Origin of the sequence: Streptomyces sp. NPDC001568 (genome assembly GCF_042893755.1) — a bacterium.
In the GTDB taxonomy this organism is placed as follows: Bacteria; Actinomycetota; Actinomycetes; order Streptomycetales; family Streptomycetaceae; genus Streptomyces.
Window position 1 is genome coordinate 68,654 of record NZ_JBIAVF010000026.1, and the last position, 15,452, is coordinate 84,105.

At 71.4% G+C, this 15,452-nt stretch carries 15 protein-coding genes and 1 riboswitch; of the genes, 8 read left to right on the plus strand and 7 right to left on the minus strand.

Annotation, left to right across the window (positions count from 1 at the left end; translation table 11 throughout):
* Positions 1-467: 467 nt before the first annotated feature.
* Both ACFY0I_RS35765 and ACFY0I_RS35770 read right to left on the minus strand, forming a co-directional pair.
* On the minus strand, positions 468-1,205 hold the full coding sequence (locus tag ACFY0I_RS35765; RefSeq protein ID WP_388903718.1) for a VOC family protein: 738 nt from the start codon (positions 1,203-1,205) through the stop codon (positions 468-470).
* Positions 1,206-1,449: 244 nt separating this feature from the next.
* Positions 1,450-2,355: a S41 family peptidase gene (locus ACFY0I_RS35770; RefSeq protein WP_388903719.1), complete on the minus strand. Its 906-nt coding sequence runs from the start codon at positions 2,353-2,355 to the stop codon at positions 1,450-1,452.
* A gap of 57 nt (positions 2,356-2,412) precedes the next feature.
* Here ACFY0I_RS35770 and ACFY0I_RS35775 point away from each other — a divergent pair, with 57 nt between their 5' ends.
* Both ACFY0I_RS35775 and ACFY0I_RS35780 read left to right on the plus strand, forming a co-directional pair.
* On the plus strand, positions 2,413-2,982 hold the full coding sequence (locus ACFY0I_RS35775) for an ArsR/SmtB family transcription factor (protein WP_388903721.1): 570 nt from the start codon (positions 2,413-2,415) through the stop codon (positions 2,980-2,982).
* Between the two features lie 72 nt (positions 2,983-3,054).
* Complete coding sequence (locus ACFY0I_RS35780) at positions 3,055-4,998, plus strand: SMI1/KNR4 family protein (RefSeq protein WP_388903722.1); 1,944 nt, start codon at positions 3,055-3,057, stop codon at positions 4,996-4,998.
* 175 nt (positions 4,999-5,173) lie between these two features.
* Here the strand turns inward: ACFY0I_RS35780 and ACFY0I_RS35785 are convergent, their stop codons facing one another.
* On the minus strand, positions 5,174-5,614 hold the full coding sequence (locus tag ACFY0I_RS35785; RefSeq protein WP_388903724.1) for a hypothetical protein: 441 nt from the start codon (positions 5,612-5,614) through the stop codon (positions 5,174-5,176).
* 84 nt (positions 5,615-5,698) lie between these two features.
* Complete coding sequence (locus ACFY0I_RS35790) at positions 5,699-6,085, minus strand: hypothetical protein (RefSeq protein ID WP_388903725.1); 387 nt, start codon at positions 6,083-6,085, stop codon at positions 5,699-5,701.
* Between the two features lie 331 nt (positions 6,086-6,416).
* Here ACFY0I_RS35790 and ACFY0I_RS35795 point away from each other — a divergent pair, with 331 nt between their 5' ends.
* Positions 6,417-7,412 carry a magnesium and cobalt transport protein CorA gene (locus tag ACFY0I_RS35795; protein ID WP_388903726.1) on the plus strand — a complete coding sequence of 332 codons (996 nt, stop codon included), beginning with the start codon at positions 6,417-6,419 and terminating at the stop codon, positions 7,410-7,412.
* A 59-nt stretch (positions 7,413-7,471) separates the two neighbouring features.
* On the opposite strand, the gene ACFY0I_RS35800 is transcribed toward ACFY0I_RS35795, so the two are convergent.
* The 3 genes from ACFY0I_RS35800 to ACFY0I_RS35810 all read right to left on the minus strand — a co-directional run bounded on the left by ACFY0I_RS35800 (position 7,472) and on the right by ACFY0I_RS35810 (position 9,830).
* Positions 7,472-7,954 (minus strand): DUF4430 domain-containing protein, encoded by a 483-nt coding sequence (locus ACFY0I_RS35800; RefSeq protein ID WP_388903727.1) that lies wholly within the window; start codon positions 7,952-7,954, stop codon positions 7,472-7,474.
* A gap of 166 nt (positions 7,955-8,120) precedes the next feature.
* Positions 8,121-8,193, minus strand: a riboswitch (cobalamin riboswitch).
* Between the two features lie 230 nt (positions 8,194-8,423).
* A complete protein-coding gene (locus ACFY0I_RS35805; RefSeq protein WP_388903728.1) occupies positions 8,424-8,948 on the minus strand; it encodes a hypothetical protein in 525 nt (174 codons plus the stop codon).
* A 552-nt stretch (positions 8,949-9,500) separates the two neighbouring features.
* Positions 9,501-9,830: an STAS domain-containing protein gene (locus ACFY0I_RS35810; RefSeq protein ID WP_388903729.1), complete on the minus strand. Its 330-nt coding sequence runs from the start codon at positions 9,828-9,830 to the stop codon at positions 9,501-9,503.
* 344 nt (positions 9,831-10,174) lie between these two features.
* Here ACFY0I_RS35810 and ACFY0I_RS35815 point away from each other — a divergent pair, with 344 nt between their 5' ends.
* The 5 genes from ACFY0I_RS35815 (at position 10,175) to ACFY0I_RS35835 (ending at position 15,418) form a co-directional block, all read left to right on the plus strand.
* The gene (locus ACFY0I_RS35815; protein ID WP_388903731.1) at positions 10,175-10,348 is read left to right on the plus strand and encodes a CsbD family protein; all 174 of its coding nucleotides are present in this window, start codon (positions 10,175-10,177) and stop codon (positions 10,346-10,348) included.
* A gap of 161 nt (positions 10,349-10,509) precedes the next feature.
* Positions 10,510-10,839, plus strand: coding sequence for an STAS domain-containing protein (locus ACFY0I_RS35820; protein WP_388903733.1), 330 nt, complete (start codon positions 10,510-10,512; stop codon positions 10,837-10,839).
* A gap of 85 nt (positions 10,840-10,924) precedes the next feature.
* Entirely contained in the window at positions 10,925-13,138 is a 2,214-nt protein-coding gene (locus ACFY0I_RS35825; RefSeq protein WP_388903734.1) for a SpoIIE family protein phosphatase, read from the plus strand.
* A 245-nt stretch (positions 13,139-13,383) separates the two neighbouring features.
* Complete coding sequence (locus tag ACFY0I_RS35830; protein ID WP_388903736.1) at positions 13,384-13,836, plus strand: SRPBCC family protein; 453 nt, start codon at positions 13,384-13,386, stop codon at positions 13,834-13,836.
* On the plus strand, positions 13,829-15,418 hold the full coding sequence (locus ACFY0I_RS35835) for a phytoene desaturase family protein (protein WP_388903737.1): 1,590 nt from the start codon (positions 13,829-13,831) through the stop codon (positions 15,416-15,418). The genes ACFY0I_RS35830 and ACFY0I_RS35835 overlap by 8 nt, the downstream gene beginning before the upstream one ends.
* Positions 15,419-15,452: the final 34 nt, after the last annotated feature.

A 15,452-nucleotide genomic window follows, 5' to 3' on the forward strand; every position in this document is an offset into this window, starting at 1 on the left:
CCGCCTCCGGAGGATCGGACCGACGGGCGGGGGAAGCGTTCAGCCGGTGACCGCGCGCTCCGGACGCCGCCTTCCGTCGGGCGGCAGGAGCCTCATTCGTCGGGTCGTCCTGCCGGGTGGCTCGTAGGGCCGTTGGCGAAGCCGGGCCCCTCCGGGAGGGGCGGGGTTCCGGCACGTCGAAGCGCTGGAGCGGCCGGCGCGGGCGACGCCGCGGCGGACGGCTCCGGACGTCGCCGCGTTGCTCGGGCCGGCCGAGCGTCGGGCAGGTGGGACCACCGCTGCCGGGCTACGGGAGCCCCTCGACGGGGCCGGACACCGACGGGCCTGAGGAACGGCCCGGGGACCGGCTGACCGCCGCGGAGCTGACGGCCGCCCGGGCCACTCGCCGCACGGTTGCCCGCGCCGGTCGACGAGCTGACGGCCCGCGGGCTGCCGGACACCCGTCGGCGAGGAGGTCGGCGACGAGGTCAGCGAGGACTGAGCAGGCAGAACTCGTTGCCCTCCGGGTCTGCCAGAATCGTCCAGGAGATCGCGGACTGGTCGATCCCGGGGTCGGTGGCGCCCAGGGCGCGCAGTCGGGCTCCTTCTGCTTCCGGATCGTCACCGGGGTAGGGGCAGATGTCGAGATGGACGCGGTTCCACACGCTCTTCGTGTCGGGGGTGCGGATGAACTCCAGGTAGGGACCGACGCCCTTGGCGGAACGCAAGGTCGCCTGGTCGTCGGTGACCTCGTGGAGCGTCCAGTCCGTCGCCTCGCCCCAGAACCGGGCCATGGCCCGTGGGTCGGCGCAGTCGACGACCACCGCGGCGATCGGTCCGGTGTCCTCGTAGATCGGACGGGGTTCCAGGACGCAGAACTCGTTGCCCTCCGGATCGGCCATGACCGTCCAGGGGACGTTGCCCTGGCCCACGTCGGCGAGTGTCGCGCCCAGATCCCGCAGGCGGGCGACCAACTCCTCCTGATGGGCGGGCGAGGTGGTGGCCAGGTCCACGTGCACCCGGTTCTTCACCGTTTTGGGTTCCGGCCGGGCGATGATGTCGATGCAGACGGCCACGGGGTCGGGATAGGCGAAGCCCACGGGTTCGAGGTTCGTCACGCCGGGTGCCTCGCTGTCGACGCCCCACCCGAGCGCCTCCGCCCAGAAGCGGCCGAGCACGGAGTCGTCCTGGGCCTTCATGTTGATCTGTACGAGTCGTGTCGCCATGCCGAAGATCCTAAGCCGACCTCGGTCCGTACCGGGCGCCGTCGCCACGAGCACCGGAGCGGCACGCCCGCCCGGCGTGGACGACGCTCGCCCAGCGCTCCGCCGCCCACGCCGGACGGCCGAGGACGGGACCGTTCGATGCGGACCGGGTCCGCCGGGAGGATCCGAAGGATCGACACCAGCGGCCTCGGAGGCGTCCTTCGCGACGCCGGGGCGCGCCGCGGTGTCGATGACCCGGGTCGGGTCAGCCGGCCAGTCGGGCGAGGGCCGACGCATGGGCTCGGGCGAGGGAGTCAGCGGCGGCGCAAGGGACGTCCGGCTGCACGCCGGTGCCCTCCCAGTTCGTGCCGGAGACGGGGTTGACGGCGCGGCCGACGGGGATCGTGGCCTCCAGGTGCGGGTGCACCGTCCAGCCCTGGCACGGATGTGCGCCGCCACGGGTGCGCTCGCCGACGACCACGGCACGGCCCAACTGCTGGAGGTCGTACGCCAGCTCTTCAGCGGCCGAGAACGTGCTCTCGCCGGACAGCACGTACAACGGCTTGCTGCCACCGAAGCGCGCTCCGGGAACGTGCGGCAGGCTCCAGGACTGTTCGCTGCGCTCGTCACGCCGCCAGTGCATGGTGTTGAGGTGGGTGCGCTCGTCGAGCAGGTAGCTGCAGACGAAGGCGACCGTGTCCGGGTCGCCGCCCCGGTTGGCGCGCAGGTCGACGATCAGCGCCTCGGCGCGGGAGGCCAGGGTGAGCGCGGCGCCCAGCGGTTCGGCCGCCCACTCCAGGGGAAACAGCATCGGTGCCAACTCCACCACGGCGACCCCTCCGTCGAGCAACTCAAGCCGGGGCACACCGCCCAGCGAGGTGTCGAATTCCCGGCGCATGGCGTCCAGGGTGGCCGCCCCCCGCTTCGGGGGGACCTGGTCGACGTGATGCTTCAGCCTCAGGTGTCTGTCACCGTTGACGGATTGCAGGTCCGCGGTGACCAACCGGGCGAGTTCCTCGGCGTCGTCGACGTCATAGGCGCCCTCGGCGAGGCGTCGTTGCAGCAGGCCGGCGAGCTCGTCGGCTATCTCGGCGAAAACGTAGTGCTCGGTCAGGAGCCGGACCGTTTCGTCGACAACCGGGGCCGGCACAAGCTTCGTTGAAGTCGTCATGGCAGGGAGTAGACCACTGCCCTTGCCAAAGCGTCAAAGAATTTGGACACTTGCCGAATGCGTGGTCAGCTTCCTTCTCCGCCACCTCCTGAGGATGTCCTGGAGATCGGCGCGCCTGAGCAGTTCGCGGCTCTCGCCCACCCGTTGCGTCAGCGGCTGCTCTTCGCCCTGGGCGGGCGGCCCGCCACCATCAGGCAGCTTGCGGGGCAGCTCGACGCGAAGAAGGGCAATGTGGCCCACCACCTCAAAGTGCTCCGCGAAGCCGGGTTGGTCCACATCGCCGGGACCCGCCAGGTCCGCGGCGGCACCGAGCAGTACTACCAGCGCACGGCCCGCCACATGGTCGTCGCCGAACCCCGGGCGGCCGGCACCGCCGCGATGCTCGCCGCGTTCGCCCAGGAGCTGGACCTCTCCCCCGCCGAGAGCCACCTGACCCTGCGCCACCTGCGTCTCAGCCCTGCCAAGGCGAGGGAACTCGCCGAGACCCTCGCCGAACTGGTCGACGCGGCCGAGGAGGTCGAAGCGGCCGAGGAAGACGCAGAGGGTCGACCCCTGCACGGCGTGCTGGTGGCGCTCTATCAGCAGGCCCTGCCGCCGGACACCACCGGTTCCGCCCCGGTGACCTGAGGAACTACCTCGCAGACCTCCGTAGGCACCTGAGGACGGGGCGTTGTCAGTGCGGGATGCCACCCTCGGTGCATGAGTCACGAGTCTTTCAACTGGCATGAATTCCTGGGGCGGTGGCAGGAGGAGTGGGTCCCGCGAGCAGACGCGGACGAGTACGAGGACGAGGACGAGGACGACGAGGCGCAGGGCGACGCGCGCGATCGGAATGTCGAACGCCCCGGCCGCCCCGGCGCTGCCGAGTCGGCGATCGCCGCGGCCGAGGAGCGGTTGGGCCGGCGGCTACCGCCCTCGTACCGGGCGTTCCTGGCCGTGAGCGACGGATGGCACGTGGATCAGACCGCCGGTGTCCACCAACTCGGCGGCGTCGCGGACGTCGACTGGTTCGGGGACCCGTTCGACATGACCCCGATGTACGAGGAGACCCTGGGCGACGACCCGCGCCAGGAGGACGTCCTGGTGGCCGGGATGTGGCGGCGGGCGCTCAGACTGGAGACCGACTCCGACATGACGTACGCCCTCCTGGACCCGGGCGACAGGGACCCGGACGGCGAATGGGCGCTCTACGTCCACAAGGGCTGGAGCGGCGAGTTCCCCGACCGCTACCCGTCGTTCCGGGCGTACATGGAGGCCATGTACCGCGGCTTTCACGCCGATCGGGTGGAGCGCGCCGACTTCGTGAACGCGACCACGCGCGCCCAGGACGGCCATGTCGAGGAGGCCCGCCTGCTGGCCCTGCGCGGACGGTACGCGCAGGCCCTGCCCCTGCTGGAGGAGGCGGCGGCCTTCGGACGGCCCCGCAGCGCCGTCCTGCTCGGTCAGCTCCGGCAGTTGTCGGACGGCGGCAGTTCCCGAGGCTACGGCGCTCTGGTCGCGGATCCGCGCTACCTGCCCGAGATCCTGCCGGTGGAGGCCGTCGAGCGGGCCCGCGACGAATGGCGGCCGGGCGACGACGACCACTGGCTGAGGATGATGGCCGCGCGCGGGGCCGCCCGGGAGGCCGCCGAGACAGTACTGAACGGGTTGCGGGACGGCACGTACCGCTACGCGCCGCCCGGGGCGTGGGGCCGGTCCGTGGCCGAGGCTCGGGAGGCGGCGCGCTGGGGGGCGACCGACGCCGCGTGGCGGGTGCTGCGGGAAGGGCTCCCCTCGTGGGAGGCGCCCGGGCCCTGCCTCATCGCCCCGGTCGGCCTGCTCGCCGATCCGGTTCTGGGCCCGCTGGTCACCCCGGAGCGAGGGCGGGAGCTGCTTTCGACGCCGCGGTCCGGGGAGACGGGACCTGCTCCCGAGCCGCTGCTCGATCTCGATCCGCCGGGTCTCGTGTGGCTGACCGAGACGGTGGGGAACCGTCGACCTGACGGCGGGTACCGCTGCGTTTGGGTCGAGGGGGGCGACCCGTCCCGTCTGCCCGCTCTGATCGGAGAGGAGGGCGCCGTACTGGGCCCGCCCACGGATCGGTTCGGATCCTGGAGGGTGTTCCGGCGCCACCGGCGCGAGGACGTGCCGCTGTGGGAGGACCGGGCCCTGGCTGCCGTTGGCCGAACCACCGAAGGCTGGGCGTTCGCCTTCGATGGTGACGCCACCCACGTGAGCGAACGGTTCGTGTCCCTGGCTCCGGCCGCCTCCACCGCGGGCCGCGCGGTGGTGGTGTGGCGCGAACCGAGGCGCTCCTCCCCCGATGGGAACCCGGCCGCGTTCCACCTGTCGGTGGCCGAGGGGGGTGTGGAGGTGTTCGCGTTCACCGTGCGGGGCAGGGAGATCGAGCGCACCGGCGCGATACCCGACGCGCTGGATCCCGTACGGCTCTTCCGCCCGGAGGACACCGAGCCGGAGAACGAACGCCGGGCGCTGGAGGCCCTCCACACCGAACTGGGCCTCTCGCTGCCCTGCTTCGCGGTGACCCGGGGCAGATTGAGCACCTTCACCACACGCTCCTGGACGCGGGCGCCGCGCGAGGGCGAGACGTTCGCCCACCTCAGCTTCTCCCGCATCCGCCACGGAAGGGACACCGTGGGGTGAGTGCTCGGGGCGGGTCGGCAGAGCCACGGTCCGCCCACTGCGGCGGGGTCGCGGGCAGGGCGGACTCCGCCGCTGCGCGCGCCTCTCCCACGCCTCCAACCCCTGGGACACGGAGGACGGATCCGGGGACCCCTGCACGCGATCCCCGGTCAGCGGCGGCGCAAGCGGTCCCCGGTCAGCGGCGGCCGGTGGCCAGGACGACGAGGAACTGGCCGCCGCCCTGCTCGACGGCGGCAGTGACCGGCATCCCCGGTACCAGTCGGGAGAATCGGTCCACCAGCCAATCCGCCGCCTCCTGGGCGTCCTTCCTGGTGGGACAACGACCCACCATCTCGCGGCCCCCCTTGCGCTCCAGCCTGTCGGCAACGGCGATCAGCGGCGCGGGTTCGACCACGTACAGGCGCTCCGGCCAGGCGATGACCACCTTGACCGCGCCCTTGCGCGTGTTGCACCCCCGGTGCGCGAGCCGCTCGGCGACCTTGGCCTTCCTGTCGGCGGTCCGACTGTCGACACTCGGCCCCCGCGGGTCGTTCACCGACTCGTCGGCATCGACCGGTTCATCACACACCCAGCACCGCCAGCCGTCACGCTCGGCCACATCATCAAGAAGAGTCATCCCAGCAACCTAGCCTGCCGGCCGCCGCCCGCACACCAGAGCCCCGTCCACGACGCGACATCGGACGACGATGCCGGGGGCCGTTCAGTGCGGGCGGCGCTTGCCGGGCGGGTCCTGCGGGTCGACGCCCGTGACCGCGGAGGCGTCCCTGGTGCCGCTGGGGCGCCGGGAACGACCTTTGGCGCCGAGGTCGTGCATGCCGTCGTCCCCCTTCTTGGCGAGGTCCTCGCCGCGGCGGCTGCGGCTGTCCCCGGTGTGCGCGCCGGTGCCCTTCGTCTCCTCCTTCGAGACGGTCCTGCCCGGGCCGGGCTTCGGGGCGTACGTCTCGGGGTGGAAGGAGCGGTGCGCGCTTGGGTTGTCCTGCGTGTGCGTATTGTCGACGTCCGGTGACCAACCGTGCTGCTCGGTACCCTCGTGCCGGCTCGGCCCCTCGCCGTGCGCAGGTTGGGACGGTTTCGGTTTCTTGGACATGAGGTGTCCTTCGTTTGCGAACCCCGAGCACCTTGAGGCTGCCCACCCTGACCATGGTCACCCGGCCCGGGGATGTCGTTCCGTCCCAGGACGCGGAAGGGACCCCGGCCGAGGCGGATCCCGCCCCACTCGCCGGCTTCCGATCGGCTCGCGCACTCCCGACTCCGACACCCCTTCCCCTGACATGTCCACGGGGCGTCTTCCCACCGTGTCCTTCCACCGCGTCCGCGCCCCGCACGAGCCGGTCCCGGTGTCTCCCACCACAGCCCGGAAGCAGGACGAACATCGGCTTCGGGCGCATGGAACGGAGCTTTCGAAGCAGGTGCGGGACATGGAATGCGTGACGTACGAGCAGGAATCGGGCCGGTCGGAGCAGGTGGAATGCGAGCTGCCGGACGATGCCTGCCAGTCGGCCCTCAAGCGGTTGCGGGACTCGGCCGACGGCCGGTTCGCTTGGGTCCGGCTGGCGGACCCGTCGGAGGGCGAGCTGGTCCAGCTGGCCGAGGAACTCGGTCTGCACCCGCTGGCCGTCGAGGACGCGCTCCATGGGCGGCAGCGTCCCAAGCGCGAGCGGTTCGGTGACGTCCTGGCCGTCGCGCTGAAGACTCTGCGGTACGTGGAAGAAGACACGGCGGTGGAGACCGGTGACATCATGATCTTCGTGGGATCGCGCGGCGTTCTCACCGTGACTCACGGACCGATCGATCCTTGTCATGAGGCCGGCCGCCGCTTGGAGGCCGATCCCGACATGCTGCGCCACGGCCCGTGGGCGGTCCTGCACGCGGTGTTGGACGTCGCCGTCGACGCGTACAGCGACGCCGCCCGCACGGTGCGCGCCACCCTCAATCGGCTCGAGGACGAGGTGTTCTCGACTTCCCGCGTCGATCACACCCAGAGCATCTACTCCCTCAAGCGGGAGGTCCGCGAGTTCCGTGACGCCGTGCAGCCGCTCGTCCCGGTCCTTCAAGGCCTCCTGAGCAGCCCGGGCGAGGAGGACCACCAGCCGAGGATCGCCCCCTACGTCCGCGACGTCGCCGATCACCTGCACCGCACGGATATCGAGGTCCGGACCCTCGACGAACTCCTGGACTCGGTCCTTGGCGCGCAGCAGGCGCGAGTGGGTACCTGGCAGAACGACGACATGCGGCGCATCTCGGCATGGGCGGCGATCTTCGCGGTTCCCACGATGGTCGCCGGCGTGTACGGAATGAACTTCGAGCACATGCCGGAACTCACCTGGACCTACGGCTACCCGCTCGCCGTAGGTCTGATGGCGCTCGCCGCCGGGGCGCTCCACCGCGCCTTCCGCCGCAACGGCTGGCTGTAGCAGCCGGCAGTGCCGTCTCGACCCCGTCTCCGGTTGACCACAGACCGGACGCGGGCCGGTCAGAAGGAAGTCCAGGTGAACGAGACCTGGTCGCCGGCGCTGAGCTTGAACTGGCACCCGCCGACCGGAGTGGGCGTGCCGTTGACCGCGATGCTCCAATAGGCGGACCCGCCACCGCTGACGTTCTTTATCGTGTCGACGGAGAAGTCGTCGAAGGACGCGTACCAGGCGCCGTCCCAGGTGAAGCCCTTCTTTTCGGCGGCGTCGTCCAGGGCCGCCGTCGGGGTCGGTACCTTCGAGGGGTTCGCGCCGCCGTTGGTCCCGTCACACTTGTGCGTGCCGCCGGTGGCCGTCGTCACGTCGTGGCCCTTGGTCTTGACCTTCCCCGTGAAGAGCAACCCGTCGGGGCCCTGGACCGTGACCTTCACCTTGACCGCCGCGTTCGTGTTCGGCTTCGCCTGCGCGATGGCCGGCGAAGCGATGAGCGCGAGGCCGAGCGCGACCGTGGTGACCGTCGAGCCGAGCGCGAGAATCCGGCGCATGAGAATGCCTTCCTGAGAGGATCGGCGGCCTGCCCCGACGACCCTCCACCCCACTACGAATCTCCCGCACCACTCCGCACGAGGAGGGCATGCGGGCAGGATCGCCGGCAGGGCTGGGGCTTCGCGCTGCAGACCATGACAGTGAGAAGCAGTACGCATCGCACCCGGGTACTCCGACTCACGAAGCCTCGGCCCCGTTCACGGTTGCAGGTCAGCGCCGGATTCCCACCGGCTTCCCCCAGTTGTGCATGCATTCAGTTGTCGCCCCGACCTGTGGAGCCGGAACAGCCGCATCGTAGGGCCTGTCGGACGGCCGCAGGTAGCAGTTGCTCCAATCCGGTCTCCGCACGGGAATGCGGGACTTTCACACGTCGGCTTCCGCGCCGGCGCCGGGCGTGGTGTCCGCACGACGGCGAACCGGCCATCGGACGGCGCCGGTTCGCGAGGGACTCCGGCGCGAGGCGGCTCGTCAGACCGTGTAGGCGCTCAGTTCCACGCGCAGGGTTCCGTCGGGCAGGGTCCAAGCGTTGATCGAGGTGTCGTCCGCGATGTGCCGTCGGGTGATGCCCTTGGAATCCGGCGGCGTGTTGTCCTCGGGCATCTTGACGTCCGCGCACAGGTCGGCCCGAGGGGTACAGGTGCGGAGCGGCTGCGCGGTCGGGTAGGAGGCTCGGAGCCAGGCTTCGAAGTCCGCGCGGGGGATGTGGAATTCGGCCTTGTACTGGATGCCCAACCACTGGCCGTGCAGGCATTCGGAGTTCCGTGCGGAGTCCGGTAGCGGCTGGGCGGCGGCGAACCGCGTGGCTTCGCCACAGGCAACGGGCATGTTCCCGTTCATGAGTTGGACGGTGCTGTGGCCGACATACCACCCACCGGCGCCGAGGACGCCCACGACCACAACGGCGAAGACGCTCCAGATCGTGCCGGGTCGGCGCAGGACCCGTTTCAGGCGGCCCGTGGTCACTGTTGTGGTCGCGGTCGTCACTTCGGTCATGGTGGCGCGGCTCCTGGCACGATATTCCCCGCCCGTGCGGGTAATCCAATTGAACAAGTTCAGTATGAACGCGTTCAATATAACCCACGGGTGACGGGCCGCGGGATCGACGGGCGACCGGACGCCTCCCATGTCCCGCCCCTGACCGCTCCGTTGACGGCCCCGACGCATCGAACCTGGAGTCCGACCGAGCCGGGACGGGGCAGGGCGCCCTTCGACCGCGCAAGTCCCCGATCGAGTACCGCCGGTCTCGCTCCACTCGAACGTGCGAGCTCAAAAGGCTCGGGTCCCGCAGGGACCGGGCAGGTGCCACGCACCGCGCGCGGAACCCGCTCGGAGGCCGCACCGGCGTACCCGGTGTCCGCCGCGGCTCATCCTGTGCGCAGACGAGGTGTGGGGCATGACCCGGCAGGAGGACCTCAACGAGGACCCGCCGACGGTGTCGGATTCGGACCGGCTGTTGTTCGGTGGGGAGCCGGCGTACGACATCGGCTGGGACCAGCACGAGGGCGCCTGACTTGAGCTCAGCCTGTGCATGGCCCACGCGGGCGACTACACCGCGCGGGCCACGACGTCCCGGCCCACGATCGGGAACAACTCCCTGACACCGGTGACATCGAACAGCCGATCAAGCGCCTGCGGAACGTTTCCCACCAGGCAGAGGCGGCCGGTGCGCTGGAGGAAGAGCAGTTCGCTGAGCATGGAGGAGTCGGCGTGCGTGACACCGGTGAGGTCCAGGGCGATCTGCCGGACGGCGGGATCCGCCGCGGCAGCGGCGCCCGCGTCCCGGAGGGGCCCGAGGGTTTCGTACTCGAACACACCCGTGCACATGACGAGCCGGACGCCATCGACGTCCGGTGCCACCTCTACCTCTTGACCCACCGGGCCCCTCCGTCCGTAGGCCGGCGGTACGGCACCTCCGGCAAGCCTCTCGTGCCCGCGTCCAGCCGGCATAACCGCTGATAAGGGGCCACCGCGGGCGTCCGACTCCGTACACACCGTCCGCGAGCAGGCCCTCGGAGGTCGTTGACGGGGACCCCCTCCCCGTCAACGACCTCCCCGGCCGGCGGACACGCCCGCCGACGCCCGTGGCCGGACGCGCGGAGGGGGCGGGGCGCACCACCTCAGGACCAGTGGACGGCCTCCCGTCGAGGAGGGGGTTTGCGGGCGCGGATCGGGAGCAGGAGAGCGTCACGACCAAACCGGTACAACACGAGGAGGTCCGCATGTCGGGCACGGAGAAGAGCAAGGCGCACGCCGAGCAGGCCAAGGGCAAGGTCAAGGAGACCGTCGGCCGGGCCGTCGGCAACGACCGCATGACGGCCGAAGGCCATGCGGACCAGGCCAAGGGCAACGCCCGTCAGGCGAAGGAAGACGTCAAGGACACCTTCCGCCGCTAGCGGACCGGCGGGATGCACTCACCGCCGCACAGCTGGGCCCCGACCACTTCACGTGGGTCGGGGCCCAGCTGTGCCCGGGCCGGCGACCGGTAAGGTTCGAGCACCGCAGTGCCGTCGTCATGGGAGCGTCCTCGGCGGAACTGCGGATGAGGGAGTTGAGCGTGTTCACGGTGGAAGTCAGACACGACGCCGCGGCTGTGGTGTTCACGCTGCGCGGCGACCTCGACTTCGACAGTGTGGTGCAACTGCGCGAGGCGGGTGACAACGAGTTGGGCGGCGGATCGGCGGCCGGACCGGAGGCCGGGCCGGTGGTGGTCGACTGTACGGCTCTGACGTTCTGCGATTCCTCCGGCATCGGCGAACTGGTACGACTGCACCAGCAACTGGCCGCGCAGGGGCGGGTCTTGCGGCTGAACCGGGTCCCGGACAGGATCGCCCGGTTGTTCTCGCTGACCGGCCTGGACCAGATTTTCCCCCGTACGACGACGTGACCCAGGCCCTGTCCGCGGGCCCGGGCAGGCGTGACACCACAACCGGCGTCCACGTCCGGGTACTGCCGAGCAGAGGACCGAACACATGACAGGCGCAGCGGGCCAGAACTTCTCCGAGGGCTCCGAAACGCCGGGGCGGGCGACCGGTCGACGCGAAGCGGAAAACGACCTGCGGGCGCTCTTCGGTGAGTCGGTGGCCGTGTTCGCCTCCCTCGCCGGCCCGGCACACATGCTGGAAGCGGCGAACGCCGCCTTCTTCGAAGCGATCGGCGGCGGCATCAGCCGCACCCGTACCGGGGTGCCGCTGGGGCAGTTGCTGCCCGAGCTCGTCGGCCAGGGCTTCATCGCCCTCCTGGACCGTGTCTACCGCACCGGCCAGGCCCACACCGGCCGCGATGCCCGGGTCATGCTGGGTACGGGGCTCGAGGCGCGGGAGGCGTTCTTCGACTTCACCTACGAGCCGCGGCTCGATCCCGGCGGCAACACCATGGGCGTGCGGGTCATCGGCGTGGAGATCACCCAGGTCAGGCAGGCCCAGCGGCTGACCGCCGAGCACCGCGTCCTACTGGAACAGATCGCCCGCCAGGCCCCCCTGCCCGACGTCCTCGACGGCATGGCCGGCGCCATCGAGGAGCTGACGCCGGAGGAAGTGCTGGTCTCCGTGCTCCTGGCCGATGCGGACGGCCGGCACCTGCGCCACGGCGCGGCTCCCAGCCTGCCCGCCTTCTACAACCAGGCCATCGACGGAATCGCCACCGGCGAGGGCGTCGGCTCCTGCGGCACCGCGGCCCACCGCAGGCAGAGCGTGATCGTCTCCGACATCGCCACCGACCCCTTCTGGGACGACTTCCGCGCCCTCGCCGAGAAGGCCGGTGTGGCCGCCTGCTGGTCCACGCCGATCCTGGGTCGCGACGGGTCGCTGCTGGGCACGTTCGCGATGTACCACCGCGAGCCCCGCTCGCCGCAGGAAGCGGACCTCGCCCTGGCCCGCGTCTTCGCCGACACCGCCGCGCTGGCCATCGAGCGCCACCATACCGAGCAGGCCCGCCGGGCCGCCGAAGCCCGGGAGAAGGCGGCACGCGACGACCTCGCCTTCCTGCTGCGGGCCAGCACCGTTTTGGCGACCGACCTGGACACCGTCCAGACCTTGCAGCGCCTGGCCGACTCCTGCACACCCCAGTTGGCGTCCCTGTGCGCGGTCGACGTCGTCGAAGGCGGGCGGATCCGCCGGCTGGCCACCGCCGCGCCCACCCAGCGGCAGCAGCGGTTGCTGTCCGCTCACGTCCCCGCCCGTGACTCCGCCGACGACGTCGTGGCCCGCGTCCTGGCCTCCGGCACCAGCGAAGTCGTACGCCGCCCACCCGCCGGGCCGGGGCCGTGGCGGGAGCTGGGTGTCACCGGCTACCTGTGCATCCCCCTCATGGACCGGGGCACGGCCTTCGGCGCCGTGACCCTGCTGACGAGCGGTGCCCAGGCCTTCGACGGGCATGCCGTGGCCCTCGCCGAGGAACTGGCCCGGCGGGCGGCCCTGGCCGCCCGCAACGCCCGCGACTACACCCACCGCGTCACCCTCGCGCGCGATCTGCAGGCCGGACTGCTCCTGCCGGACGTACCGGCCGTGCCGGGCGCCGACGTCGCCACCTACTACCACCCCGCCGGTGAGGGCCTGGACATCGGTGGTGACTTCTACGACGTCTTCCCCCTCGACGACGGCCGCTGGGCCTTCCTGCTCGGCGACGTCTGCGGTCGCGGCGCCACCGCCGCCACCACCACCGCCCTGGTGCGCCACACCGCCCGCGCCGTGGCTCCCCTGCTGCCCGGCCCCGACGCGGTCGTCCGCGCCGTCAACCGCGCTCTCGTCAAGCGGCCCGACAGCCACGGCACCGGCTTCGTCACCCTCGTCTACGGACAGCTCACCCCCACCGGGGACGGTCTCGACATCGAACTCGTACGCGCCGGCCACACCCACCCGATCCATCTCGACACCCGGCACAGCGCGCACACCGTCGAAGCGCCGGGCTCCCTCCTGGGCATCACCGCCGATCCCGAAGTCACCACGCACCGCCTGCGCCTGCTCCCCCGCGAAAGCCTGCTGCTCTACACCGATGGCATCACCGAAGCCCGCAACGGCGCCGGCGAGCTGTTCGGGGACGATCGCCTGGGCGCCGCCCTCAGCGGCATGCGACGCGACCCCACCGCACAGCACACCATCGAGACCGTCATCGGAGCCCTGCGCGCCTTCACCGGCAGCCAGGAGATCGACGACGATCAAGCCGTCCTCGTGCTGACCGCGACCTGACCCGCGACACTCCCTTCAGACCTGCACCAGGGCACCGGGCGGTCACACGGCGTCGCCCGTGCGGGAGCTTCCACGGGCGGGTGCGGGGGCCGCGGGTGTGCCGTGCGTCGGTCGGCCGCGTGATTCGACGTGAGGAGGGTACGCGCACCTTGACCGTGCCACCCTGCCTCAGGTGAACGTCCCCACCTGTTCGGTCCACTACGGCACGTGTCCTGCCCGTTCCGTTCTGTCGCCAGGAGGACTTCATGGCCGTACGCCATCAGCTCATCCGGCGGCCCCCGCGCGCCGTGTGGGCCGTGCTCGCCGACCCGAACCGGTACGGGGAGTGGGTGGTGGGCCCGTGCGACTCCACCCCGCTCGACAGCACCTGGCCCGACCCCGGTTCCCGGCTGCGCTACACGATCAAGCTCGGCCCGTGGTCCACCGAGGGCACCACCACCGTCCGGCATCGGGAGACCGGCAAGGAACTCGAGCTGGAGGCGGCGTTCAAGTCCCTGGGTACGGCGAGGATCTTCCTTCAGCTCAGGCCCTGGGGCGAGGAAACCCTGGTCGTCTGTGACGAGCATCCGTTGCGGGGCCTCGGCGGGACCCTCCACAATCCGCTCAGCGAAGCGGCCCTCCAACTGCGGCATCGGGGCATGCTGGCCCGCCTGGCCAGGATCGTGGAGGAGCAGCCGCACGAGGTGCTCCATGCCTGACGCGGTGGTCATCGGCGCCGGTCCCAACGGCCTCGTCGCAGCGAATCTGCTGGTCGACGCCGGGTGGAGCGTGGAAGTCCTGGAAGCACAGGACGAGCCCGGGGGTGCCGTGCGCAGTGACCGCGGGGTGGACCCGGAGTTCGTCTCCGACGTCTTCAGCGCCTTCTACCCGCTCGCGGCGGCTTCCCCGGTCCTCGCCGGCCTCGATCTGGCCCGCGAGGGCCTGCGCTGGAGCCACGCTCCCCGTGTGCTGGCCCACCCGCTGCTCGACGGCCGGTGCGCGGTCCTGGAACGGCGCGTGCAGGACACGTGCGCGGGACTGGGCGCGTTCGCGGACACGGACGCCGATGCCTGGCGGGCCATGTACCGGACGTGGGAACGAGTGGGTCCCGACCTCGTGGGGGCCCTGTTCACGCCGTTCCCTCCGGTCCGGTCCGGGCTCCGGTTGGCGGGGAAGCTGCGTGCCGCCGGCGGGCTGCGGTTCGCCCGGAAGCTGGCCCTGCCCGTGCGCCGGCTGGTCGAGGAGGAGTTCGTCGGCGAGGGCGGCCGACTGCTCCTGTCGGGCAACGCCCTGCACGCCGATCTGGCCCCCGAGGCCGCGGGCAGCGGCGGCTTCGGCTGGCTCATGTCGATGCTCGGGCAGAGCCACGGCTTCCCGGTCCCCGTCGGCGGGGCCGGCGCCCTGACCGCGGCCCTCGTGGCCCGCTTCCGCAACCGAGGCGGCGTCCTGCGGTGCGGGCAACGGGTGGCGTCCGTCGTCGTGCGGAACGGAAGGGCGGTCGGGGTCAGGACCGAGGGCGGCGAGGGCGTCCCGGCAGGCCGTGCCGTGCTGGCCGACACGTCCGCGCCCGCCCTGTACCGGGATCTGGTCGGCGAGGAGCACCTCCCTGCCCGCCTGACGGCGGACCTGGAACGCTTCCAGTGGGACTTCGCGACCTTCAAGGTGGACTGGGCCCTGACCGGACCGGTGCCGTGGACGGCGCCCGGGGCGGTGGGGGCGGGAACCGTCCATCTCTGCGACGGCGTGGACGGGCTCACCCGCTTCGCCTCCCAGATCGCCACCGGGCACGTACCCGACGATCCGTTCGTCCTGTTCGGACAGATGACCACGGCCGATCCCAGCCGCTCCCCCGCCGGTACGGAATCCGCCTGGGCATACACCCACCTCCCCCAACGTGTCATCGGCGACGCGGGCCCCGACCGCATCACCGGCCGTTGGGACAGCCGCGAGCAGGACGCCATGGCCGACCGGGTGGAGGCGCAGGTGGAACGGTTCGCCCCTGGCTTCCGCACCCTGATCGGCGCCCGCCGGATCCTGGCTCCCCCCACCCTCCAGGCCATGAACGAGAACCTGCGCAACGGTTCCGTCAACAACGGGACCACCGCCCTCCACCAACAGGCGATCTTCCGCCCCACGCCGGGCACCGGGCGCCCCGAAACCCCCATCGAGAACCTCTATCTCGCGTCGGCCGCCGCCCACCCCGGCGGAGGCGTCCACGGCGCACCCGGTGCGAACGCCGCACGGGCAGCGCTGCGGCCCCACCACCTGCACACCCTCCTCCACCGCGCCCAACGCGTCTGACGCCGAACTCGGCCGGGTCTCGCCACGCCACCGT